The 22612-nt window shown below is 68.7% G+C and carries 20 protein-coding genes, 1 tRNA gene and 1 pseudogene; 8 read left to right on the top strand and 14 right to left on the bottom strand.

Translation table 11 applies throughout. The annotated features are described in order from the left end of the window. The first annotated feature begins 105 nt into the window (after positions 1-105). Positions 106-285 (top strand): hypothetical protein, encoded by a 180-nt coding sequence (locus ACWEPL_RS59425; RefSeq protein ID WP_452441922.1) that lies wholly within the window; start codon positions 106-108, stop codon positions 283-285. Between the two features lie 127 nt (positions 286-412). Here ACWEPL_RS59425 and ACWEPL_RS59420 read toward each other — a convergent pair whose 3' ends face one another. The 6 genes from ACWEPL_RS59420 to ACWEPL_RS59395 form a co-directional block, all read right to left on the bottom strand. After that, complete coding sequence (locus tag ACWEPL_RS59420) at positions 413-1612, bottom strand: vanadium-dependent haloperoxidase (protein ID WP_452441921.1); 1200 nt, start codon at positions 1610-1612, stop codon at positions 413-415. A 189-nt stretch (positions 1613-1801) separates the two neighbouring features. Then, positions 1802-2860: an LLM class flavin-dependent oxidoreductase gene (locus ACWEPL_RS59415; protein ID WP_452441920.1), complete on the bottom strand. Its 1059-nt coding sequence runs from the start codon at positions 2858-2860 to the stop codon at positions 1802-1804. 646 nt (positions 2861-3506) lie between these two features. Beyond that, entirely contained in the window at positions 3507-4727 is a 1221-nt protein-coding gene (locus tag ACWEPL_RS59410; RefSeq protein WP_452441919.1) for a TIGR02679 family protein, read from the bottom strand. Continuing rightward, complete coding sequence (locus tag ACWEPL_RS59405; RefSeq protein ID WP_452441918.1) at positions 4721-8722, bottom strand: TIGR02680 family protein; 4002 nt, start codon at positions 8720-8722, stop codon at positions 4721-4723. Before ACWEPL_RS59405 ends, ACWEPL_RS59410 begins: the two co-directional genes overlap by 7 nt. Next, on the bottom strand, positions 8719-9915 hold the full coding sequence (locus ACWEPL_RS59400) for a TIGR02678 family protein (RefSeq protein WP_452441917.1): 1197 nt from the start codon (positions 9913-9915) through the stop codon (positions 8719-8721). The genes ACWEPL_RS59405 and ACWEPL_RS59400 overlap by 4 nt, the downstream gene beginning before the upstream one ends. Further along, the gene (locus ACWEPL_RS59395; RefSeq protein ID WP_452441916.1) at positions 9896-11422 is read right to left on the bottom strand and encodes a TIGR02677 family protein; all 1527 of its coding nucleotides are present in this window, start codon (positions 11420-11422) and stop codon (positions 9896-9898) included. The genes ACWEPL_RS59400 and ACWEPL_RS59395 overlap by 20 nt, the downstream gene beginning before the upstream one ends. A 228-nt stretch (positions 11423-11650) precedes the next feature. On the opposite strand from ACWEPL_RS59395, the gene ACWEPL_RS59390 reads away from it, so the two are divergent. Continuing rightward, a tRNA-Arg gene (locus ACWEPL_RS59390) sits at positions 11651-11721 on the top strand. A 77-nt stretch (positions 11722-11798) separates the two neighbouring features. On the opposite strand, the gene ACWEPL_RS59385 is transcribed toward ACWEPL_RS59390, so the two are convergent. Together ACWEPL_RS59385 and ACWEPL_RS59380 are read right to left on the bottom strand one after the other, a co-directional pair. Next, the gene (locus tag ACWEPL_RS59385; RefSeq protein ID WP_452441915.1) at positions 11799-12365 is read right to left on the bottom strand and encodes a site-specific integrase; all 567 of its coding nucleotides are present in this window, start codon (positions 12363-12365) and stop codon (positions 11799-11801) included. Between the two features lie 319 nt (positions 12366-12684). Next, positions 12685-13077: pseudogene (locus ACWEPL_RS59380) on the bottom strand (hypothetical protein); the annotation flags it as partial. Between the two features lie 533 nt (positions 13078-13610). On the opposite strand from ACWEPL_RS59380, the gene ACWEPL_RS59375 reads away from it, so the two are divergent. From ACWEPL_RS59375 to ACWEPL_RS59365, 3 genes are read left to right on the top strand one after another with little or no spacing between them, the layout of a single operon-like run. Continuing rightward, complete coding sequence (locus ACWEPL_RS59375; RefSeq protein ID WP_363983539.1) at positions 13611-14057, top strand: hypothetical protein; 447 nt, start codon at positions 13611-13613, stop codon at positions 14055-14057. 10 nt (positions 14058-14067) lie between these two features. Beyond that, a complete protein-coding gene (locus ACWEPL_RS59370; protein WP_363983537.1) occupies positions 14068-14730 on the top strand; it encodes a glycine-rich domain-containing protein in 663 nt (220 codons plus the stop codon). Between the two features lie 8 nt (positions 14731-14738). Beyond that, positions 14739-15377 (top strand): class I SAM-dependent methyltransferase, encoded by a 639-nt coding sequence (locus ACWEPL_RS59365; protein ID WP_452441914.1) that lies wholly within the window; start codon positions 14739-14741, stop codon positions 15375-15377. Here the strand turns inward: ACWEPL_RS59365 and ACWEPL_RS59360 are convergent. Continuing rightward, positions 15313-16476, bottom strand: coding sequence for a cupin domain-containing protein (locus ACWEPL_RS59360; RefSeq protein WP_452441923.1), 1164 nt, complete (start codon positions 16474-16476; stop codon positions 15313-15315). The genes ACWEPL_RS59365 and ACWEPL_RS59360 overlap by 65 nt on opposite strands. Positions 16477-17265: 789 nt before the next feature. Between ACWEPL_RS59360 and ACWEPL_RS59355 the strand changes: the two genes are divergently transcribed. After that, entirely contained in the window at positions 17266-17415 is a 150-nt protein-coding gene (locus tag ACWEPL_RS59355; protein ID WP_363983528.1) for a hypothetical protein, read from the top strand. A gap of 37 nt (positions 17416-17452) precedes the next feature. Here ACWEPL_RS59355 and ACWEPL_RS59350 read toward each other — a convergent pair whose 3' ends face one another. Then, positions 17453-17578, bottom strand: coding sequence for a hypothetical protein (locus tag ACWEPL_RS59350; protein ID WP_452441913.1), 126 nt, complete (start codon positions 17576-17578; stop codon positions 17453-17455). A 322-nt stretch (positions 17579-17900) separates the two neighbouring features. Here ACWEPL_RS59350 and ACWEPL_RS59345 point away from each other — a divergent pair, with 322 nt between their 5' ends. Then, positions 17901-18086, top strand: coding sequence for a hypothetical protein (locus ACWEPL_RS59345; protein WP_452441912.1), 186 nt, complete (start codon positions 17901-17903; stop codon positions 18084-18086). A gap of 269 nt (positions 18087-18355) precedes the next feature. Here the strand turns inward: ACWEPL_RS59345 and ACWEPL_RS59340 are convergent, their stop codons facing one another. Beyond that, the gene (locus ACWEPL_RS59340; RefSeq protein WP_452441911.1) at positions 18356-20209 is read right to left on the bottom strand and encodes an extracellular catalytic domain type 1 short-chain-length polyhydroxyalkanoate depolymerase; all 1854 of its coding nucleotides are present in this window, start codon (positions 20207-20209) and stop codon (positions 18356-18358) included. 245 nt (positions 20210-20454) lie between these two features. Between ACWEPL_RS59340 and ACWEPL_RS59335 the strand changes: the two genes are divergently transcribed. Next, entirely contained in the window at positions 20455-20925 is a 471-nt protein-coding gene (locus ACWEPL_RS59335; protein ID WP_349449740.1) for a MarR family winged helix-turn-helix transcriptional regulator, read from the top strand. Between the two features lie 144 nt (positions 20926-21069). Here ACWEPL_RS59335 and ACWEPL_RS59330 read toward each other — a convergent pair whose 3' ends face one another. The 3 genes from ACWEPL_RS59330 to ACWEPL_RS59320 all read right to left on the bottom strand — a co-directional run. Next, the gene (locus tag ACWEPL_RS59330) at positions 21070-21645 is read right to left on the bottom strand and encodes a hypothetical protein (protein WP_452441910.1); all 576 of its coding nucleotides are present in this window, start codon (positions 21643-21645) and stop codon (positions 21070-21072) included. Positions 21646-21747: 102 nt separating this feature from the next. Next, positions 21748-21906, bottom strand: a complete 159-nt coding sequence (locus ACWEPL_RS59325; protein WP_363983488.1) for a hypothetical protein — start codon at positions 21904-21906, stop codon at positions 21748-21750. A gap of 50 nt (positions 21907-21956) precedes the next feature. Then, on the bottom strand, positions 21957-22612 hold a 656-nt coding region (locus ACWEPL_RS59320; protein ID WP_452441909.1), incomplete at its 5' end, for an IS5 family transposase.

Below are 22612 nucleotides of genomic sequence, written 5' to 3'. Positions count from 1 at the left end.
AGGCGTCGAGGTCGCCGTCGAACAGGGCGGCCGCCTCGCGCGGGTGCCCGGCGGTCCAGCGGTCGGCCTCCTGGAGCGCGGTGACGATCCTGGCCGGCTTACCTCATGCAGTACCTGCCGCCGGGGACGGCGGAGGACTTCGTCGAGCTCGTGGTTCCCGAGCTCCAGCGGCGCGGCCGCTACCGGACCTCGTACGACGACGGTACGCTGCGCGAGCGGCTGCTCGGCCCCGGGATACACCGGCTGCCCGATACCCATCCCGGCGCCGCGTACCGCCATCTGTGATCTCAAAGGTCGCCGCGCGGCGGAGGCCGAGAGCGACGGCTGTCGTGGCCGGCCGCGACCGCTGTTTGACCCCGTCCCAGAAGGAACGGGGCCAGACGAGGATCTTCAGTGGTCTTCCTGGTGCGACCTACGAGAACAGTCGTGCGGCGTGACGTAGAGCGTAGGACGCGACCCGGCGGCCCAGTGTCACCCCGGCCTGGTCGGCGGAGCGGGTGTGGATGCCCGACCAGACCCGGGCGTCGACGTTCTCATCGGTCAGGACCTTCCACGTGGTGTAGGTGCGAGTGACCCCGGGCGCGGTCGGGCTGGTGAGCTCGAACGGTTCGCGGGAGTGGGAGCCGACCAGTGAGGTCAGCACCTGCTCGGCGGCGCCGGAGTAGGTGTTGTGGCCGCTCGGGTAGTCGGGGTGCGACGGCGTCGTGTGCAGCGGTGTCCAGGCCGGATCCGAAGGGATGGAGGGGTGGCCGGTGTCGGCGGCGTGAAGCGCGGTGACCGGGCGCCAGCTCACATAGGTGTACTTGCTATCCGAGGTGGCAATCTGGGTGTCCACCAGAGCGACGTGGAAGAGCGCGACGAGCTCGGCCTTCCTCGGCGCCGGCAGGCGGGACTGGACGACGGCGGCACGCAGGACGCCGTTGTAGATGGTCAGTGAGGACCCCAGCCAGAACTGCGCGATGTCCGTCTGGGCCTGCGTGCGCGCGCTACTGTTCGCCGCGCCGTAGTCGCGTACCTCCTCAAGGTCGGCCCGATATTCCGGAGAGCCGAGTTCGGGAGGAGGCCCCGGTCGGAACCGGTCGGCGCGGCCCAGAAGGAACGGTCTGGCAAACCTCGTGCCCGCCTGGAGGGCCGGCCCCAAAGCCGGCGGCGTGGGTTGCCAGACCCCGGGTGCGGCTTGCGGGACCGGGTACGGCGGGTTGACCGACGCCGGGTCCAGGCCGTCACCGGTCCGTTCGGTGAGCAGCGCCGTCGCCTTCTCGGCTCCGGCCGCCACGCCACGATCCTTGGACGGGCCGGCGGGGATGCGCGCCAGCGTCGCCGCGAACGCCGCGTCGAGCTCGGCGGTGCGGGCCGGGACCAGGGTCACGAGTGAGGTGCGGACCGCGGAGGCGAGCGCGGCGTCCTGGAAGGCGCGCTGGCGGGGACCGGATCGCACGGCGCGGGCGGCGGACAACCAGCTGATCGCCCACGTGCGGCTATTGGTTACCTGCGTGGAAGAGCCGGCGGCGGCAATGGTGTCGGCGGTGACGTCGTACCATTCCACCGCCACGTCGACGTCGGCCGGGCCCGATGTCCGCGCTGTCGACGCGGAGGCGGCTGCGCCGCTCAAGGCCGTGCTGGTGGCGAGCACGGCCACCGTGACGGCGGAGCGCAGCCGGTGCGGTTGCGTGTTTCGCGTGCGGGATGAAGGCGTTAACCGCGTGCGGGATGAAGGCGTTGACAAAGCGAGGCGTCCTTTCAGAGCGGCAGAGGGACAAGGTTGGTCTGTGCATTCGGCTGTGGCATCAGGCATCGGCGCTCATCCGCGCAACAGCGGTAGGAGCCGGTCGCCCTGGCGCTTGATCTCTGGCAGATAGGGAGTGTCGGAGAGCACGAAGTGGGTGATGCCGAGTGCCTGGTACTTGCGCAGCGACTTCGCCACGTCCTCGGCCGAGCCGACCAGCCAGGTCGTGCCCGCGCCGCCGCCGCCGAACTTGCCGGGAGTGGTGTAGAGGTTGTCGTCGAGCACCTCTCCTCGCGCTGCCAGGTCGAGCAGCCGCTGCTGACCGACGGCGGTGAACCGGTTCGGGTCACGCGAGATGCCGCCGTTCGCCATCTCCTCGACCTTGGCCTCGGCGTCGGCCCAGGCCTGTTCGGTGGTGTCGCGCACCAGCGTGGTGATCCGCAGTCCGAACTCCAGCGCAGGGTGTTCGCGTCCCAGTTTCTCGCTGAGGTGTTTGAGCCGGTCGATCCGCTCGGCGACGCCATCCAGTGGCTCGCCCCAGAAGAGCTGGACGTCGGCCTCGGCGGCGGCCACCTTCTCGGCGGCTTCGGAGGCACCGCCGAAGTAGAGCCTGGGGTGCTTGCGTTCGCCCCGGACGACCGTTCGCGGCGCCACGGTGGAGCCGGTGACGCTGAAGTGCTGGCCGTGGTAGGTGACGTTCTCCTCGGTCCACAGCTTGCGCACGATCTGGAGGAACTCTTTGGTGCGGGCGTAGCGGTGGGTCTGGTCGCCTTCGCTGTCGCCGTACGCGGCGAGGTTGTCCTTGCCCGACACGATGTTGATCAGCACTCGCCCGCCGGTGAGGTGGTCCAGGGTGGCGGCGGCGGAGGCGAACTTGGCCGGATGCCAGTAGCCGGGCCGGACCGCGATCAGGGGCTGGAACGTCGTGGTCCTCACGGCCAGCGCGGTGGCGACCGTGAAGGTGTCGGGCCGTCCCCAGCCGGCGCCGATGAGCGCCCCGCCCCACCCGTGCTCCTCGAGGGCCTGGGCATGGCTGGTGAGGGTCTCCAGGCTGTTGTGGTTCTCGACGACGTCGTCGCCGCGGTGCCCGGGCTGCGCTTGGTTCGGGATGTACCAGAGGAACTGGAGATTCATCACTCGGTCTTCCTGTTCGGTGGTCCGATGACCCAGATCACCCTTCAAAACCTACTGTTCATGTAGGTAAAGTATAGATAGTTTCGAGGTGCTCCGATACTCCTGTGGGGCTCAAAATAGGATGATGAGGCCGCCGAGGACGGCTCTGCGGTGGACTCGGTGGTTGGCCACATCGCTGGGCGTTGGCGGTCCTGTTTCGGCTTGCGCTGGGGACAACTGTCCGATGCCGCGGTGGGTGGCCGTCCGGGACGGCGACGATTGCTGTAGTCCCACTTCTTGGCCATGAGTCTGCGGTGCCAGGCCAGCAGTGCTGATCCTGGCCGGCGACTTGACCGCAGCCCGCGGCTGGCTCGGCGAAGAAGGCCAGGGCTCCCTTCAGCCCGCAGCACCTCAGCGTGGAGAACTGCCGCGACACCGACTCGTCATCCACCGGCAGACGCGGACACGTCACCCCTCGCTGACGTTCCGTCTCCGCATCCACACAACCGCATCGCCTGCTGAGCTGCACACGTGTCTTTGCCCCCACCAGGCCCTGAACCAGCGGCATCCAGACGCAGACCCGACGAAGCCCTTGGCCATCGTCGGACAGACCTCGCGGCGGCCGATCCGGCCCCACATGGGAAACGTCACGGCATCGAGGAGCCGCTCACTGAGCGCCCGTCGTCCGCAGGTCGCGGACCAACTCGTCGATGAGCCGTTCCTCCATGACCGCCCGCCCACTGATCCTCATCCGCACAGCAAGATCAGGATCCCAAGGACTACCCGCCGGGCTGCCGCGCAACGGCTCAGAATCCCCGCCACCCAACAGTTGCTTGTAGGTCGCCACGTCCATGCGCCATGGAGTGGCTCCGTACCGGCCGACCGCCTCCGTCGTGGTCCGCAATCCCGTCCAGTCGAAGTCCCCGCGCCACCACACCTGCCGGTCGGCGCAGGCGGCGAGCAGCCGATGACAGGCGATGGAGGGAATTCCCTCGGTGCAGACCAGCGCCGCCTCCGCGACGCCCACGGCGGCCCGGAGGACGGCGGGGTTCTCGCACACGAACACGACGGGCGAGGTGATGCGGATGGGCATGGTGACCAGCTGGTGCAACGTCACGCGGAACGGTGTGGCGTGCTTGGCCGCCGCCGTGAGCCAGTCCCCGAGTGGCGAACCGGTCGCGCTGAGCCCCAGCACCAGCACCTGGCTGGCCAGATCATCGACGATCACGCCCGCGGACTCCCACAGCGCCCGGCGTTGCGCCGCCGAGGCCGGCATCGGCTCGCCCGCTCGCGCGGCGAGCGCCCGCAGGACGAGCCTGGCCAGCGGCGTTCCGGACAGCGCCTTGGTGTCGCCGGTGACCTGCTCCGCGAGCACACTGATCGGCTTGGCGTCGGCCGGGAGCACGTCCAGGACGGCCCGTGCCCCCTTTGCCGGTTCGCCGCCCTGGCGAATTGCCCTGGTCAACGTTCCATCGGATGAGATGTTGTTCAGCCACTCGGCGAACCATGGTTCGGCTGCGTGGCGGCATCCCGACAGCGTGGCCAGCAGCGTCGCCCGTGCCTCCTCCTCGCGGGCCCGCTCGTGGGAGCGGATGGAGATCGGGCCCACGAGGTGGTCCACCGCTTCGCGGAGGTTGTCGCAGACTCCCGCCAGGCGGAGAGCGGATTCGATCGCCTGTGGGCTGATGCTGAGTCTGGCCGTTCCCTGCCGGGCACGGCGCCCGAGGAGCCGCTCCACCGCTCTGCGTTCCTCGTCGGACGGCTGCACGAGCACAACGGGCGCGTAGAGCTCCTTGTCCTGCTCGACCCGGGCAGCGAGCCGCGAGATCAGCCGGCTGAGCTCCGGTGCGCCGAGGGTACGGCGCAGCCGTACCGGATCCTTTACCACAGGCCGTCTTCGGGCTGGACCGGATTGCTGGGACGGCGGCTCGTCGCGGTCCGTTCCACCTGCTCCGCCTTCGCGCCGTCCCACTCCCACGTGGTGACGTGGACCGCGTCGATACCGTCGCGGCGCACCAGCTGGTGGGTGGCGATCCCGGGCACCGTGGGGTAGAAGCCCCATTCCCGTTCGCTGGTCATCGCCACGTCGAGGTCGAACGTCGTCAGGAGACCCAGGCATTTGGCCCGGGCGTCGTCGTCCACTCCGGCGAAGGCCTCATCGAGCGTCACCAGGCGAGGCGCCCAGGGGTGCGCGGAGCGGTAGTGCGATGACGCGGCGGCGAACAGCGGCAGCGAGACGGTGAGCACCCGCTCGCCCCCGGAAGCGGGCCCGGCCGCGGGCCGCCAGCGGCCGTCCTGGTATCGCTCGATCAGGAACGTGTGCCAGGCCCGATAGTCCAGGGCCCGGCGCAGGTGTTCGGCCCAGGTCCCATGCTCGTTCTCACGTCGTTCGGCCTCGATCTGGGCCTGCAGAAAGTCGGCGATGGCGGTGCGATCCGCAGGCGACCACAGGTCCGTCCCCTGACGCAACAGTCTGGCCCGGGCCTCGGCCAGGCCGGCGGGCGCCTCCTTGGCGGGAACCCAGGACATTCGCAGCCTCATGCCGGTCGAGGTCGGTCGCTCCTCCAGCTCGCGGTTCATCTGGCCGACTTGCTCCTCGGCGTCGGCGATGAGCTGCTGCAGATGCGCGGCCACATCGTTGACCAGATGTTCCTCGACGATCTCGCGTTGCCTGGAAGTGAGCGTGCGCTCCCGGTAGTCGACCTCGGCGTCGAGCAGCCTGGTCAGCTCGCTCGGCGGTCGTTCTCTGCCCTGGAACTGGATGGTCACCACGAACCAGTCGGACAACCCGGCCACGGCATGGTGACCATGCCGGGTGAGCGCCTCGGCCAGTTCGCTGTAGCGGCGGGTGATCTCATCCTGCACCCGGTGCCAGGCGTCGTCGGAGTCGTCGACGTCGGACAGCAACTGCTCGATCCGGCGTGCCAGCCGTACCGCCGGGTCGGGCGCCCAGGAGCCGGAGTGCTCCACTTCGCACGCGATGTCGAGCAGGCCCGTCTCGGCGAAGCGCCGCAGCGATGCGATGGCACTTTCGCGCCGTTCCACGCTCGCGACCAGGTCGGTCCTGAGCTGGTCCTGCTTGCCCTCGGCTCGCGCGCGCTGCTCTACCGCCTGCCTGTGGGCCTTCTCCAGGTTCTTGAGCTCGGCGGCCAACGCGGCGATCCGCGTCTTGGTGTCGGTGAGACGGGCTTTGAGCTGCTCTACCGAGGCTCCGATGGCGGCCTGCAGGGTTGCCAGCCGCGCGCGTTCCTCGGCTGCCCGTCGCCGGGCCTGGCGCTCGCGGTCGTGCGCCCGGCGCACGTCCTCCTCGGCCGCGTCAACCTCGGCGGACCAGGTGTTCGCCTCGGACAGCTTTCCCGCATGTACGCGGACGGCGGCGAGCAATTCGGTGATCACCTGCTGGTATGCCCCCAGTGCCTTCTCGACCTCCGCCAGGTCGGTCACTGTAGCGGGCAGGGAAGTGTCTGCGGCGGCCCGGTCGCGTTCCTCCACGGCCGTGGCCAGGTCGTCCGCGGCCCAGCGCACCTCCTCGGCCTGTTCCTCCACTGCCCGGACGGCGTCCTGGTGACGGTCCGCGGCTGTCACGGCGGAGGTGTGCGCGTCTCGTAGCTCGGTGTCGTGCGGATGCCCAGCCGACTCGCCCGCCAGGGTCTCCTCGCGGGCGGCCAGCCGGTCGACGGCCGCCTGGGCACGTCCGACGAGCCGCTCGGCTTCCCCGATGAGCTCGGCGAGTTCAGCGAGCCGCCGCTGCCTGGCCTCTTCGCGGGCGGCCGCGCCGATGTATTCGGCGCTCGGTTTGGCCCAGGAGCCGTGCAGGGGGCCGAGTCGCCACCTGCCGTCCGCGCACACGTATGGGCCTGGTTGCTCCTCCAGGCCGATGGTGTCCAGCACGGCCCGCGCCATCGTGTCTGCGGATACCAGAGCCTCGCTCAGCGGCCGGGCGGCCCGTTCGCCCGGCAGCGCGATCACATCATGGGTTCCCGGTGAGAGCAGCCGCCCATCCGGGGTGACCCAGGCGTCCAGCAGGCCGGAGGCTTCCAGCGCCGCCTCCAGGCCTGCGCGAAATCGCCCGTCGATGTCGTCGCGGAAGTCGGCCAGCGCCCACAGCGGCGCGCCGGGCCGCCCGTCCCGGACGCCTTCCCCTCTCGTGTGCGGTACGCGTGGCCGGGCCAGTTCACCTGCCGCCAGCCGATCGCGCTCCGCCTCCAGCTCGGCCAGGGCGGTGGCGGCCCCGTCCCGGCCGGCCACCGCCGCGGCCTGCTCGCGTGCCAGAGCCTGGCCGGCTCGCCGCGCGGCCTCGTGCAGCGCCCGTTCTCCCGGATGCGGACCCGACAGGGTCTCGGCCCATGCGGCCAGGCCGTACTCCTCCGGATCCGGCAGTGTCAGCTCGCGTAGACCGAGGCCGTACCTGCGCCACGCGGTGACGTCGTCGGAGATGGCGGTGGTCAGGGCCTGCTGAGCGGTCGCCAGCCGGTCGGCCGCCTGGTCGCGCTCGGACTCCCGCTTGGTCAGCGTGGTTCTGGCCTGGACGAGATCGCGCTGTCGCGCGGCTGCGGTCTGGGCCAACCGGGTGACGTGCGCGAGAGCTTCGCCACGCGAGCCCATGGCCGCGCGAATGCCGTCCTCCGCGGGCTCCTCGCCGAAACTGGCCAGCAGGGTCGCGTGCGGAGCCGCGAGCCCGGTGCGCTCGGCGAGCGGGGCGGCGCGGTTCTCGTGCATGACCACGTTCTGCCGGCTGATCTCGGCCGCGGCGGCGGCCTCTTCGTGCTTGGCCTTCCTGGCCGCGGCGATGACCTGGGCGCGTTCGGCCGCCTCTACTTCGGCCGCCAGCGCCTTGTCCGCCTCCTCGGCGTAGCGCTCGGCGGTGTCCAGGTCCTTGATGCGCGAATCGCCCGTGAGCTCTTCGCGGACGGCCTGCTGCTCGGCCAGTTCGTTCTGCGCGCTCTCGGCCCGCGCCGCCACCTCGGCCTCGGTCCGCGTGGCCCGCTCGATCTGGTCCGCTACTGTGCTCAGGTCGCGGTTGACGTGCTCGTAGGCGGAATGCGCCGACCGCAGTTCGCCACCCTGGCGACGCGCCGCCACTGCGGCGTAGCGCTGGTAGCGCGTCAGGAAGCGACGCACGTGCTCGCGGGTGTCCCGGAGCCCGCTCAGTTCCTCCTTCTGCTGTTCCAGATCGTGGAACGCGCCGGCGACGTCAGAGATCAGCGCCTGATCGACCGGGGCGAGTGCCTGCGACAGGGCGGCCGACAGCTTCTTCTCGTCCGGGCGCTTGGACAGTTGCGGCTGGCGGAGCTGGATGAGGAGGTTGACCAGCGCCTCGTAGCGTTCGAGGCCCAGGTGGAAAAGATGCTCATCGAGCAGTCTGCGATATCCCTCGGCCGTCTGGGCCACCTGGCCGGAAAGGCCGATCGCCTCGATGAGCCGGTCGCGGCTGAGCGTCGTCCCGTTCTTGCCGATGAGGAAAAGGTCCTCGCCCACGCGCTGGGAGGTCAGGAAGAACCAGCGGTCGGCGATCCCTCTGCCCTTGACGGCCTTCAGCCCGCACCCCACGGTGACATAGGCGGGCTTGCCGTTCTCGGTGACGCGACCGAACTCCAGCCAGGCATAGCCGAGCCGCTCCTCGTAGCGGCCTCCCAGCAGCAGGTTCCACTCCATGCGCTTGCCGGGGTCGCCGTCGGGCTCGACCCGGCTGGGTGAGAGTTCACCATCGAGGAGGAACGGCAGCGTCAGGGCCAGCACTTTCGACTTGCCCGTACCGTTGTTGCCGAGAAACATGATCCGGCCGTCACGGAACCAGAACTCCTGGTCGTCGTAGTAGAACAGGTCCACCAGGCCCGTACGCAGCGGCTGCCAGCGGGCGGTAGCGGCGGTGGGCAGGCTCATTCGTCGTTCTTTCCGCTTCCTGTGATAACTGGGTCGCCGAAGCCGAAGCGGGCCAGCGCGGGAAGAGGGTTGATCCCCTTGTCGCGCACCCGAATCAGCCCGAGGGCCTCCAGACGATGCATGGCGCCCATGGTCAGGTCGGGCACGGAGACGTTCTTGCGCCACAGGCCGCGATGCCGCTCGGCCAACTGGATCATGTGCGTTCGCAGATCATCCAGTTCCACCGGTTGATCCGGGTACATGCGGAGCAGTCCGGCCAGGTGTTCGGCGAGCAGTAGCGTGGCGTGACCATCGGTCCCTTCCTCGGGCATGCCGAGATCCGTGGCCTCGCGGGTGGGATCCAGCAAGGCGATGCCCTCGGCCCTGACCTCGGCCACGAAGCCCGTGGCCTCGGTGATCCGTTTGAGCATCGGGCCGCGTTGCCGTTCCAGGTAGGCGCGTTCGGCGTCGGTCAGTTCCCAGTAGTAGAGCACGGGGTCGTCCAGCAACCTGCGGGTCAGGGAATGGCGGATCATGCGGTTGCGGCCGTCCTCGGTGTCGGGGACCGGTTCCTCGTTGATGGCGGCGAGCCGCTTATCGAGGGCGGTGGCCGTCACCATGGAAGGACCGCGCCGCGTGGCGAGGAGCATGGCGAGCACGCGGCGGTGCACATCGTAGAGCGCGTCACCCGATCCGCTGATGTAGGCGGACTCGTCGCCCGCGACCTTGGCCAGGATGCCCGTGCCGATGAGCAGACCGGCCACCGCCGCCAGGTCGGCGCGCTCTTCTCTGGTGCCCAGGGTGAACACCATCCCTGCCTCGGCCAGCTCCGGATCCGCGGCGAACGCGAGCAGCCGTTCGGTCAGCCAGCCCAGCGTCACCTGGCTCTCGGCACGCTCAAGCGCGGCCAGTGCCAGGCAGGCCAGGACATACCGGCGGCGGCTGAAAGGCACCTTTCCCTTCGCCTGGGCGGCCCGGGTGCCGTCGCCATGACGGGCCGGAATCTTCCGCAGCCGCGCCACGGCCGTGTCGGCGTGCAACGTCCAGCCGGCCTCCCGGGCGAACCAGTCGGCCAGCCAGCCTTGGTGTTTGCGCGCCAGTCGGTAGTCCGCATCGCTGGGAGTGAGTAGCGGCCGCCGCAGCAGGGCGCGTACGGCCTTGCGGCGCTCGTCCTCACGCTGGGCATGCTGGAAGTCACGTAGCTCGCCCGTCATCCGCGGTCACCTCCCGGGGCTTCGTCACATCCGTGATCACGACCTCGTAGTCGGGCCCGCGCAGCACGCCCGCCTCGGTACGGATCTCGGCGTATCCGTCCACTGGCCGCATGCGGATCTCCATGGCGCCGTCAGCGGTCTTGGTGCGCACCTCACCCGGGCCCAGGGCCAGGGCCTCACGGAGCAATCTGAGCAGCAGTCGGAACTCGGCCGGATCGAGTTCCCCGATTTCACTGAGCAGCACGGGGCGGCCCGTCGCCAGCCGCTTACGCGCCAGCTCGGCTTGCTCGCGCTCGGCGGCCACGAACGCCGCCAGTTGCTCGCGTTGCCGGCTCCGATCGACGACCTTGCTGGGAGCGCCGCGTCTGGCGTAGCTGCCGGTGGCCCGTAGCCGCACCGAGATCTCCGCCTGGGGCGCCTCCAGCCAGCTGATGGCTCCTGATACGTCCTCGGCCGGTTCGGCCTCCACCGTCAGGTGCCGCGCGGAGGTCAGCCCGAAGGCGGCCCGCCACAGCCGATGGGCCTCGGCGTCGGTCGGACATTGGGCGAACCAGCGGGCCAACGTCCTGAAGTCGGTCGAACGGTCGCTGCGGCCGGCGCGACGCTCGTGCAGCACACTGATCGTGGCGAGCAGATCCGGGATGGCCTGCCTTGCCCGCGTACGCAACAGATCCGCCTGACACGGACGAACCCGGTCACCGACGAACCATGACCGCAGCCCGGACCAGCGGTCACGCCACTCGGCAAGCTTCGTCTCCAGCACGTGACCCGGCTCGTCGTTTCCGCCCGGCGCCACGTCGGCCGCCTCCCGCGCCGCTGCGAGCCTGAGCAGGTCGTCGATTTCGGTAAGACCACGGATTTTGTCGGCTATATCGAACGATTTGACGACGAGTTCCGAGACGAAACGTTCCAGGTAGGAGATCAGCCTGTCCTTGTAGGCCAGAAACGCCTCTTCTTCGATGTCATGAAGGTCGATGGTGCGTTGCAGACCGCCCATGAACGCGATGGCGTTGGCCGCCAGGCTGTCGAGCCTGCTCATGATCTCAAGGAGAAGGTTGTGGACGATCGCCGGATCCGGCGATCGTCCATCCACACGGGCGAGAGCATGTAGGCGAACGCGAATATCCTCCAGGGCCACCGCCTGCAATTCGCCTCTGCGCCCCAGCTCTCGCTCGAAGACTTCCAGAGCGCGCTCGGCCGCCTCACCGTCCTTGCTGAGCTGGTACAGAAAACGGGCCCGATAGAAGTCCTCGACCGTGGTGACTCGTCCTGTGTCGGGATCGGCTCGAAGGTTGCCCCATTCGCGCAGACTGCTCAGCGCGCCGTCCACCTGCTCCTGGCCGACGGGCTCGCCGCCATCGCCGCGAAGCGCCTCGGCCACGTCCTCCGGCCGGAGATGTACCACGAACCGCCGCTTGTTCGTCATGAAGACATTCATGATCCGGCGATAGAGCGGAGCGGTGGGAGTGCCGAGGTGAGCGAAAACCTGTGTACGCGTATGAGACATGACAATATGTAAGTATGCGTCACCTGGCTGTGCCTGGGGGTCAATTGGCGCTTTACGTGGGAGCTTTGTGGCCGAGTTCCACTCCGCACCCGAATCACGGAGCGCACGTACGTTGATGGCGGTAGTGCGACCTGGGCACATGCGGTGCGCACGGATGCCGCGCTCGGCGCGTGCTCGTACGCCCCGTCACGTGTCGTCAGGGCCCGGCACCGCCTGACACGCAAAACGTGCTGAGGTGGCACGAAGCATCACTCAACGGACTTCTAATCCGACGGTCGCAGGTTCGAATCCTGCAGGGCGCGCTTCTCCACCTGGGCAAACTCAGGCCACGCCCGTGCGCTGGGGCGGCATGGGGCAAATGCGGGGCAAAGCTGAGTCAGCCGCCCAGCGGCCGCCTCAGCGCGGACGCGGCGTTCAGCACCAGCCGGGCCGTTTCCCGGGCGGCTTGGTGGGCCACCTCCGGCAGCACCGAGACATAGGTGTCGGCGGTCAGCACGATGCTGGCGTGCCCCAGCATGGCCTGCACCACCTTCAGGTCGGTGCGTGCGGCCAGCGCCGGAGTGGCGGCGCCATGGCGGAGATCGTGCAGCCGGATGGGCGGCTGTCCGGAGGCGGTCACCAGCAGGCGGAATCGGCCGGTGAGGTAGTCCGGTCGCAGCGGCGCGCCGTCCGCGGTGGTGAACACGTATCCCGACTCCCGCCAGCGTGTGCCCGCCCTCGCGCTCAGCTCCTCTTGCCGCTCGCGGTGCCGGGTCAGTATCCGCACGGTCTCCGCGTCCAGGGTCACCACCCGGCAGCTGGCGGCGCTTTTCGGCGGCCCGACCACGACCTGGCCGTCGGTGTGCACCCGCTGCTGCGTCACCGTCAGCTTCGCGGCCTGCGGGTCGACGTCGGTCCAGCGTAGCCCGGCCAGCTCCGCGGCGCAGGCCGCGTAGCGCGGCAAGCCACCAGCCGGTATACAGGCGGTCCTGCGCGATGTCGGTCAGGAAGGCCGCGAGTTGTTGTTCGGTCCAGACCGCCACCGCCGGGCGCTCTCCCGTTTGCTGCCAGCGGGCCGTCCGCCCGGCGGTCCAGACGATCGGATGCGCTCGGCGGGGATGGGGGAGTTCGGCTCCGTTGGCCGGGTTGACCGGGATCAGCCGGGCGCGCACTGCCGCGTTCAGCGCGGTCCGCAAGGTGGCGTGGATCCGCGTCACGGTAGCGGGCGACAGTTGGTGGCCGGGCGGCGAGGGACGGGACGCGAGTAGTCCGTTGATGTCGCGAGAGGTGAGCTTTAGCAGCCGGATCCGTCCCAGGTGGGGGATGAGGTAGAGGCGGATGTGTGTCGCGTAGCCCTGCTGGGTCGACGGACGCAGAGCGTCATTGGTGGCCAGCCAGCGTGCCAGCCACTGTCCGACGTTGCATCCGGCCCCTGCACCGTCGCGGTCAGCGGTGATCAGAGCCTGGCCAGCGGCCTGGGCTTCCTCGCGGTCGGTATACCCGCACTGGCGGACGCGCTGCCGCTGCCCGTCCAGGCCGCGTATTTGCACCGCGAAATACCAGCTGCCGTGATCGTCATCTACCGGCAGACGCGGACACGTGACGCCTCGCTGACGTCCCGTTTCCGCGTCCACACAACCGCATCGCCTACTGACCTGCACACGGGCTTTCGCCATTTGCCCCACCTCCACCATCCACCGTCCGTGACGGCGGGTACGGGAGCCAGTTGTCGGCAGGCGTACAGTCGATCTCCCAGCGGTCGCTGGCGTTCCACCAGCATGGCCGCACTTCGACCGACCAGGTCGCGCTGAGCTGAGCGCAGAAGGTGCGCACGGCCTGAGCGCCACTGGTCGATCGGTAGGCGGATGCTGCGCGCGTCCAGGTCCACGCCGACGATCTCGGCGTCGGTCCCGAGTAGGTGGGCGGCCTCGTCGAGGGTCGGCCGTGCCGCGGCACAGGTCCAGCCAGCGTACGGGCCTGTTCCGACCGGTGCGGCGGAGCCACGCCGACGATGTCGCGGTTGTAGCTCTGCACCTTATGCCCCTGCCGCTGCAGGCGATCGGCCGGAACGCGATCACGGAGTATCGATAGGCCGGCGAAGGACCGGCCGGGCTCGGCTGTGTCGGCACCGGATTCGGTAAAGCGGCGGCGCGCCACGCTGTTGGCAAAGGCGCGCGATGTCACTCTTCGGGAGAAAGGGGAGCACGGTATGAGCATCGACGCTGATTCGCTTGAAGAGCACCCTCTCCTGGTCAAGCTGCTCCGGGAGGGAAAGCCGGACACGATGACGCTCTGGGGATACGTGGGCCCCTCGGAGCACGACGGATCCATCGCGCTGTATCCGAGCCTGGAGAACCTGGGCTCGGCCATTGAGATCCCCAAAGGGGACATCCTTCATGTCGAAAACGTGCCCCAGAGCGTCATGCTCTTCGGCGCGAAGGTCGTCTGGGTGCGACGGAGCGCCACCGTCGTCGTCCGGCAGGCCGACACAGCCGAGGACGCGGTGACATCGGAGGACATTCGGGATATACGCACGGGCCGGCTCCACATGCGGGTCAAGACCCAGCGCTCCGACTGCCATAGCCCCTGTGCGACCTGCAGGGACTGCAGCAGCGTGTGTATCTCCAGCTGCCGGGTGAAACCACCGCAGGAGTGAGGGAACTGCCATGATCACCGAAAGCCCACTCGCCGCGCTGGACTACAAGGCCCCCTTCCTCATCGAACGGCTCATGAACGAGCAGATCGCGGACACGGAGGAGGAGGCGGAGGAACTGTTCGCCGAGGCGAAGAAGTATCTGGTGCTCACTCAGGTCGACGAGTCGAAGTTCTGGCGGATGCACTCGATGCGGGTCGACGACGCCTGGCACCACTTCATCCTCTTCACCGGCTTGTACACGAAGTTCTGCCGCGACTACTTCGGGCGTTACATCCACCACAGCCCAGGCAACGACCCCGGGGTGGCCGGCGCGAGCGAGGGGGAGCGCCCGGTCGCCTCCTTCGCGATGTTCCGCGATCGTTATGCGGAGATCTTCGGGTCGCCCCTTCCCGACGTTTGGTACGACCACCGCAAAGTCACTCTGCGCCGGCGGGTGGTGAACGAGAAGGCGGGGCTGCTGACGACGCGTCGCGGCGGGAACCAGGTCGAACTGCTCGACCCCTCGGGCAGACCGCTGATGAGCGCCAACCCGATCGCCGCCGACGCCCTGGCGTTCATCGCCCGCACCGGCGCCTTCTACGTCAGGGAGCTCCCCGGCGGCCTGACCGGCGAAGAACGGATCGCTCTCATCGAGGTGCTGGCCGAGCAGATGGTCCTCAAGGTGAGCGGTTAGCGGACAGGGTGACCTACGCCTCCCTCCGGGCTGGGCGAGGGCCCAACTCTCTCGTCGTCGAAGGGCTCGGCGTCCTCGGCGACGTACGGGGCCGTGCCCTGGACATCGGCGCGGGCCCGCTCAACGACACCTATTTCCTGCTGGCGGCCGGCTTCTCGGTCGACGCTGTGGACACCGACCCGTGCACCGTCTCGCTGGCGGCCACGCGGCGGCACCCGCGACTCAAGGTCCTCCACGCCGACGTCCGTGACCTGGACATCGCGGCCGGGGTCTACTCCTTCATGGTCGCGATCCATGTCCTGCCCTTTCTGCCCAGGGCCGACGTCGTCCGGCTCGCGGAGGCGATGACTGGCGGCCTCGCCCCGGGCGGCGTCCTGTGCTGCACGTTCTTCGGCCCCGAGGACGCCTGGGCGGGGCGGAGGCAAGGGAGGACCTTCGTGCGCGGCGCGGCGGCCGGGGCGGTGTTCCAGCGGCTGGAGCCGGTCGTCCTGCGCGAGGAGCGATACGACGGAATCGACGCCAGGGACGAGCCAAAACACTGGCATGTGGTGCGCTGCATCTTCCGCAAGCCGGAAGAGCCGGTCACAGTGGCGGTGAAAGGGTCAGAAAGCCCTCCTCCAGCAGACGGCGTACCAGGGAGAGCTTGATCTCGTGGCGGGCCTCCCCTTTCAGCCCGCTCGTCGTGAAGGGTTCGCCGGTCGCCATGCGGAGGAAGGCTTCCTCGTGGCGGGACGGGATGCTCAGCCGCTTGCCGTGAAACGCGACGACCATGGTCCCCGCGTCCCTCCGGATCTCCCACCGCAGGTCGGGCCTGCGCCGGACGACGGTGTCGTGATCGAGGGCAGCCAATGACACGAGGTCGAGGAGATGCCCGTTCAGCCGGTCCCCTTCCGTGAGGAGCGCCAGGTCGACCGCGTCGTCGACCAGCGCATCCGGCGCGACGGCCCGCCACAACCGGGCGGTCAGCTCCTGCATGCGCTCCCGTGTCTCGTCACGAGCCCTGGCTGTGCGGGCGAAGCCGAAAGGCAGCGAATCGCGGAAGGCGGCGTCGCCGTCCACGGCCGCCTCGCACCCGGCCAACAGCACGTCCGCCCAGGTGATGGGAAAGACGCCGAGGCTCAGGTGCAGGGACGCCGAATGCGTCGACGCGGCCTCGTGTGGGATGCCGCGAGGCAGATAGAGAAGATCACCTTGCCGCAGGTCGAACTCCTCACAAGGGCTGGTCCGCTCCGGCTCAGGTCCGGCCTCGTACACCTTCCAGCGTTTGCCGCCGGCAACCTGCAGCACGAACACATCGTGGGAATCACGGTGTACGCCGAACCCCTGCGCCATCGGCGGCGTGAGATAGGCGTTGACCCGGCATCTCGCGCTGAACTCGTACGCAAGACGCCGGCACAGGTCCCGCAGCGGAGGCCATCGCTCGTGAACCGAGGGCATGATCATCGTCGAGCCGCGACGGTAACGGTCGTAGAGATCCTCCAGCCGCCGGCTCCCGACGGCATCGCCTGCCGCGTCGGCGCGTCCGGCCCGGACCACGCGCACCGAGCCCGCGTCAAGGTCGGAGCCGGAAAGAAGCTCGTCGAAGCGGGCGAGTGAGAACAGGTCGCCGTAGTGATCCGGCGCATTTCGACGAAGCAGGAAATGCCGCTTCTTCCAGAAGTCCCGCAGGTACTCGTCCCGGGGCACGGGATGCAACAGCCAGTCCACTGTGGGCGTGACGTCCACGCCTTCCCGCTCGTCGATCATCACCTTCGATCCGTACCCACGGCGTCCATGACGACCCGCACGGGGTGCGATAGTTGACCCAATTCTGGAAGTGCGGCCCTCGTCGCAGGCCGGGATGAGCGCTTCCTTCATGCCCCGCGCACTGCCGGTGGCACGAGGTCAGCGGCGTGGGGCGGTCAGGGGGAGAAGGGCGTGATCGACGATGGCAGTGACCTGCTGGCCAGAGATGAGCGCTTGGCTTCGCGATCTTCAAGGGCGTTTCGGACGCGGTTGTCCATCGAGATCAGGTGTCGGGGTGGTCCTCGCCCGGCATCCGGCGCCACCCCTGTAGCGCCCGCTCAAACAGGTCACGAGCATCCTGCCTTCACCACGCTCAGGGCGTTCATGGCATAAAACATGTCGCGATGGAGGTTCGGCCCCTGACCGACCTACTGGCAGATTACGGACACAGAACCGGCCGACCGATCGCGCTGGTATTGGCGCAGCGGAGCTGATCTGCCCGGAGGACGCCGTCAACGAGCATTTCATCAGCGCAGTGGACTTCAAGTCGCCGCGCTGTACGTGTGGGGCTCGAATATTCGGCCACTGCGTCCGATCTGAGGGTTCGCTGAACACGATGGATCTCCAGCTCCGTGGTTTAAGCGGTCGCTCAAGATCTGCAGGCATGCCGAGGGGCTGTAGGCCAGCGCATGAATCGAGTATTCGTGCCTTACACCATGCGAAGCCCTTGCAGGGCTATGACATGGACGGATGCAATTATCGGCACGCGCAGTGTGCAGTCATTCCGGCCAGGTGTAGGCGTCGGGTGCCGTGCTCGATGAAGAGCAGCACATGCAGTTCAGAGCACGAAACCGTGTTTCCGAGCGGGACAGGCCGTTCGGCTGTCCCCGCGCCCTGGGCGTCATGGTCGTCGCCGTGCTCATTGTTCACCGGCTGCTGCGCAGGAGCGGCTTGCTGTGAGAGCTCCGAAGTACCGCGTTGTTCTGCGGATTGTCCATCACCAGCCGTCGGCGATGAGGTGCTTGGGCGGGGCCGCGATCTTGACGGGGGTTCCCCATCCTCGATAGATGATGTTCATCGTCATGGTCTCGGCCTTGCCGCCCTCCGGCCGGGTGAACTTCATGATGGCGTGGAAGCGTCTCGGCAGGTGGTCCGGGCCCGGGCTTTGACGGCGACCTGGACGCGGGCATCCCGTACTGCCAGAGCGGCACCCCGAACTGTGATGCCGACTACGACTACGACACTCGCTCGAAGAGCGTGCACGACGCCGTACGGCGGGCCTCGCACTCCGGCCGCATCGGTAAGCCGCTGATCACCGTGCAGGGCACGCTGGACACGCTGCTGCCGATCAAGGTGCACGGCAACGCGTACGCCGACGCCGTGTGCAAGCAGGGCAGGGGCGCCCTGCATCGCTACTACCGCATCGAGGGCGCCTCCCCGACCGCATGCGGCCCCTGCTCCCGTGCATGTGGACGGCGTTCGAGGCGCTCGAGCGCTGGACGGCCGACCACGGCCGGCAGTCGCCGCGCAGCGCCACCATCCCCCGCCCCACCTCCGGTGACGTGGTCAACACCTGCGCCATCAGCTGCCCGGTCCCTGATGAGCCGCCGCACGACGAGGGCGGACGGTGAGGGCCTGCTGTCCTGGCGCTGGGTCAGGCACAGGCGGAGGGGCGGGATGCCGCACCCATGAGTGGTGAACGCCGCGGGGGCTTTCGTCCCATAACCCATTGTGTCGCGCGAGTGTTCGTGATCGAGCGATCGAGCTGGCTCGCGCGGGATTTCGGTCGCCCGGCCCTGCCACAGCACGATGGCGGTTCTCCCGCCGGCGCGGATTCCTTGATCACGGCCCGGTCCCACCTGTCAATGACGGGGCCGTGATCAGGGACGCGCGCTGATGGTCAGGCGCAGGTGTAGCCGGACGGCAGGGCGGTGTTGCCGTTGGGCCTGCTCGCTTGGAAGCCGAAGCTGGTGGTGCTGGCTCCCGGTGCGAGCGTGCCGTTGTGGCTGACACTTCTGACCGTGACGGTCTGGCCGCTGGTGGTGACGGTGGCGTTCCACGAGCCGGTCAGGGTGTGCCCGGCCGGCAGGGTGAAGGTGACGGTCCAGCTGGTGATCGTCGAGGTGCTGGTGTTGGTGATGGTCAGCGGCTGGATCACATACCCGTTGCCCCACTGGGACTGCACGGTCGGGGTGGCCGAGCAGGCACCGGTCGTGCCTCCCTGCGTGGTGATCTGGACGGTGTTGGAGACCGGTGAGACGTTACCAGCGGCATCGCGCGCCCGAACCTGGTAGCGGTAGGTGGTGTTCGCGGTCAGGCCCGTGTCGGTGAACGAGGTCGTGGCCGAGGTGCCGATCTGGGTGAACGTGCCGCCCGTCGCGCCGGGAGCGCGCAGGATCTCATAGCCGGTCACACCGGTGTCGTCAGTGGAGGCCGTCCAGGTCAGGCTGGTGCCGGTTGTGGTGGTGCCCGAGGCGGTGAGCCCGGCCGGGGCGGTCGGCGGCGTGGTGTCGCCTCCGGTGGCGGCCGTGGTGAAGGTGGCCGGCGCGGAGTTGCCCGACAGGTTGCCCGCGCCGTCACGCGCCCGTACGTACACCTGGTATTGGGTGTTGGCACTCAGCCCGGTCAGGGTGATCGAGGTGGTGGTGGACTGGCCAAGCTGCGGGTCGGTGGCGCCCTGCTCCCGGTAGACGTTGTAGCCGGCCAAGCCGGAGCCGCCCTGGTCGGTGGACGCGGTCCAGGTCAGCGTGGCACTGGAGGCGGTCACGTTGGACGAGACCGGGGTGCCTGGCGTGCTCGGCGGCGTGGTGTCGGTCGGACTGGTGGTCAAGCCGAAGAACTCGATGGCGTAGAGGGCCATACCGCTCTGCGGAAGAGCATGCCCGGCGCCCTGGATGCTGTACGCCTCCACCTGCACGGTGCCGGACGGATTGGCGTACCGGCTGCGGGTCCAGTTTGCCTGCGGGGTGTCGGTGCTGGTCGGGGTCTGGCTCAGCCCGAACACATTGGTCCACTGCTCGATCGACTCTCGCAGCAGCGAGTAGGGCACGAGGGTGTCGCTGGTGCCGTGCCACAGTTGCATGCGCGGGCGGGGGCCGGAATATCCCGGGTACGCCTGGCGGACCGCATCGCCCCACTGCTGGGGTGTTCGGTCCATGCTCCCGCCGGTGCACCTGCTGCTTCCGGGCGGATAGTCGGAGGCGCCGGCGAAGCAGTTGAAGGGCACACCCATGAAGGAGGCCCCTGCCTTGAACACGTCCGGGTAGACGGCGAGCATGTGCTGGGTCATCATGCCGCCGGACGAGCTTCCAGTGGCGTAGACCCGGTTCGGGTCTCCCTGATAGTTCCGCTCGACATAGTCGATCATTGAGGCGATCGAGACCGGATCGCTGCCGCCGCCGCGCCGCTTGGCCGCGTCCGACCAGGTGTCGAAGCAGTTGCCGAACCCTGCCGACTGGGTGGCGGTCGGGTAGATGACGACGAAGCCGTATCGATCCGCCAGCGAGGCGAACTCACTGCCCTGGTAGAAGCCGGGACCGGAGCCGCCGCAGCCATGCATCGCGACCACGATCGCCGGCGAGGCCGGGTGCGAGTCCGGCACATAGACGTGCATCCGCATGTTGCCCGGGTTGTTGCCGAAGCTGGTCACCTCCACCAGGGTGGCGGCGACGGCCGGCGATCCGAGTACCACGGTCATGACGGCAAAGAGCGCCGCGGCGCAGGCACCAGCCAGCACCGTGGTCAATCGTCTCATTCGCGCTCCTCCTCTCCATATCCGCGGCGCGCCGCGGATCGGTCCGCCGCGTATTGACGTCGGTCGCTGGAAAATAGAAGGGCCACGATCCACCGTCAATGCACGCTTGTTGCGCATGCCCGCCAGTTCACCTGGCAGAGAGCCGTTTTCCCTGGTTATCAAGTAACTTGCTATCAAGATCCTTGATATGGGGGTGGGAAACTTACATTGGAGCCCGTTCTGACGGGGCGCGATATCGTCTCCTGGTGACCGATCCGGGTGTCCCCGCGGCCGCTGCGCCGGACGCACCGCCGCCCCGTGTGAGCTACCTGGTGTTCCGGCTGGAACGCCGCATCCGCGCCTGCCTGGATGAAGCGCTCGCCCGGCACGGCATGACGACCACCGAATACATGGCGCTCAGCGAGCTGCGCCTGCGCGACGCCCCGTCCTCGGCCGACCTGGCCCGCATCGCCTTCGTCACCCCGCAGGCGATGAACCTGGTCATCCGCGATCTCGAACAACGCGGCCTGATCCGCCGCGACCCGCATCCCCGTGGTGGCCGCGCTCTGCGCACCCGCCTTACCCCGAAAGGCCTGAGCACCCTCCGGCGATGCGACCGCTCCCTCGACAGCATCGAAGCCGTCATGCTCGCCGAGATCGACGACCCGGACCGCACGACACTCGCGGAAGCGCTCACGCTGTGCGCCCGAGCCCTCCACCCGGACATGCGGCCCTGATCCCAGTCCTTCGCTCGCAGAAGCCACATTCGACGGAGACACACCGCGCGGCAGTTCAAGCGCTGGTCCTGTGGGATGTGGCCCGGCCCCCGCCTCCGCGCGGGGACCGGGCCGATCACCCCGAGGGCCGCCTCCAGCTTGGCCTCAGCGGACGGCGAGGTCGAAGCTGCCGATTGCGGCCTTCTCCTGCTGGCAGACGCGGACGGTGACGGCGTTGGGGTCGTTTCCGCAGACGTCTCCCGGCCCGTAGGCGCTGATGGTCCGGTCATCGTGGCGGAGCGTCGCCTGGACCGCGGAGGTCGCAGAATCGATCTCCGGGGTGAGCGGACGCAGTAGGTGCCGGTGCTGATCATTTCCGCGGAGACGGACGTTCTGACCGGGCCGGCCGCACAGCCGAGCACGCCCCCGCCGCCGGCGTTGCTTCTCTCCTTCCCAATAGCTGCGGTTGTCGGCCTGCCAGGCAAGGACGCGGTCGTCAGTCCACACCAGTGGCTTGGGCCGGGTGGGGGCGGGCATCTCCAGGACCGCGGCGGGGTTGAAGTCGATCAGCAGGTCCTGCCGCATGGCCATGTTGAGCGCATGCCGCAGGGTCGCGCGGATGCGGTGCGTGGTGGCGATGCTGGTCGGCCGCCGGTACTTCACCGTGGCCCGGACCTGCGGGTCGGGGTCGGCGCGGCGTTCGGTGATGGTGTCGTTGAACGCCGCGATCTGCTCGAACATCAACGCGATGTCGCTGACCCTGAGCTGATCCAGCCTGAGCCGCCCTAGACAGGGGTGAGGTGGAGCCCGGATGTGGCCCTTGTAGGAGCGGCGGGTGTTCTCCTAGATCTTCCGCTCACGGTTGAGGAACTCGGCCGGCCACTGTTCGACGGTGATCTCCTGGGTGATCTTGCTATCGGTCAGGGTGCGCTTGATCAGGTCGGCGATCTGGGTGCGGGTGGCGGGCTCGCGCGGATCGGCCGGCGCGAGCAGGTCGCGCACCTGGCCGAGCTCGTCCTTGGCGGCGTCCTAGGAGCTGTTTAGAGTTCGGATCATGTGGTTGAAGTGAGGAGTCTTAACCACATGATCGATCCCCGGAGGTAGAGCCCGGCCTCGTAGCTTTCCGGGGCCTTGTCGTAGCGGGTCGCCAAGCCACGCCAGGCCTTGATCTTCTGGAAGCAGCGTTCGATGGTGTTGCGCTGCCGGTAGCGCTCCGGATTGAAGGCGGCAGGCCGCCCACCGGCCGAGCCCTTCTTCTTCCGGTTGGCCTGCTGGTCACTCTTCTCCGGGATGACCGCGCCGATCCGGCGGCGACGCAGATAGGCACGGTTAGCCTTCGAGGAATAGGCCTTGTCCGCAGCCACCGCAGCCGGGCGGGTCCGTGGCCGGCCCACCGGTCCGGCCACGCGGATCTTGTCCAGCACGGTGGTGAATCGCGGGCAGTCGGCGGCTTGGCCGGGCGTGAGCACGAAGACCAGCGGCAGCCCGGCGGTATCGACCGCGGCATGGACCTTGCTGCTCAGCCCGCCTCGGGATCGGCCGAGCGCGGCAGCCTTCGCCCGCGCCTTGCGGCGTCGCCGGGTGGCGGCGCGCTCGTGCGGCGGCGACGCGCCGGCCTCGGGTGTGGCCTCGGGCGCATCACCCGCAGCACCGGCGGCTGCTCCGGCAGCGGAGCCCCCTTTTCCTCGGTCAGCGCCTGCTCCAGCGC

The organism is Nonomuraea sp. NPDC004186 (genome assembly GCF_053603495.1).
This window is presented reverse-complemented; position numbering and strand designations above follow the sequence as displayed.

What these genes read in the sequence shown, in the direction of transcription:
- ACWEPL_RS59395 (WP_452441916.1), bottom strand. Translation starts at nt 11,422, where the DNA reads ATGTCTCATACGCGTACACAGGTTTTCGCTCACCTCGGCACTCCCACC.
- ACWEPL_RS59350 (WP_452441913.1), bottom strand. Translation starts at nt 17,578, where the DNA reads ATGAAGTTCACCCGGCCGGAGGGCGGCAAGGCCGAGACCATGACGATG.
- ACWEPL_RS59370 (WP_363983537.1), top strand. Translation starts at nt 14,068, where the DNA reads ATGATCACCGAAAGCCCACTCGCCGCGCTGGACTACAAGGCCCCCTTC.
- ACWEPL_RS59345 (WP_452441912.1), top strand. Translation starts at nt 17,901, where the DNA reads ATGCGGCCCCTGCTCCCGTGCATGTGGACGGCGTTCGAGGCGCTCGAG.
- ACWEPL_RS59330 (WP_452441910.1), bottom strand. Translation starts at nt 21,645, where the DNA reads ATGTTCGAGCAGATCGCGGCGTTCAACGACACCATCACCGAACGCCGC.
- ACWEPL_RS59425 (WP_452441922.1), top strand. Translation starts at nt 106, where the DNA reads ATGCAGTACCTGCCGCCGGGGACGGCGGAGGACTTCGTCGAGCTCGTG.
- ACWEPL_RS59375 (WP_363983539.1), top strand. Translation starts at nt 13,611, where the DNA reads ATGAGCATCGACGCTGATTCGCTTGAAGAGCACCCTCTCCTGGTCAAG.
- ACWEPL_RS59400 (WP_452441917.1), bottom strand. Translation starts at nt 9,915, where the DNA reads ATGACGGGCGAGCTACGTGACTTCCAGCATGCCCAGCGTGAGGACGAG.
- ACWEPL_RS59405 (WP_452441918.1), bottom strand. Translation starts at nt 8,722, where the DNA reads ATGAGCCTGCCCACCGCCGCTACCGCCCGCTGGCAGCCGCTGCGTACG.
- ACWEPL_RS59415 (WP_452441920.1), bottom strand. Translation starts at nt 2,860, where the DNA reads ATGAATCTCCAGTTCCTCTGGTACATCCCGAACCAAGCGCAGCCCGGG.
- ACWEPL_RS59340 (WP_452441911.1), bottom strand. Translation starts at nt 20,209, where the DNA reads ATGAGACGATTGACCACGGTGCTGGCTGGTGCCTGCGCCGCGGCGCTC.
- ACWEPL_RS59360 (WP_452441923.1), bottom strand. Translation starts at nt 16,476, where the DNA reads ATGATCGACGAGCGGGAAGGCGTGGACGTCACGCCCACAGTGGACTGG.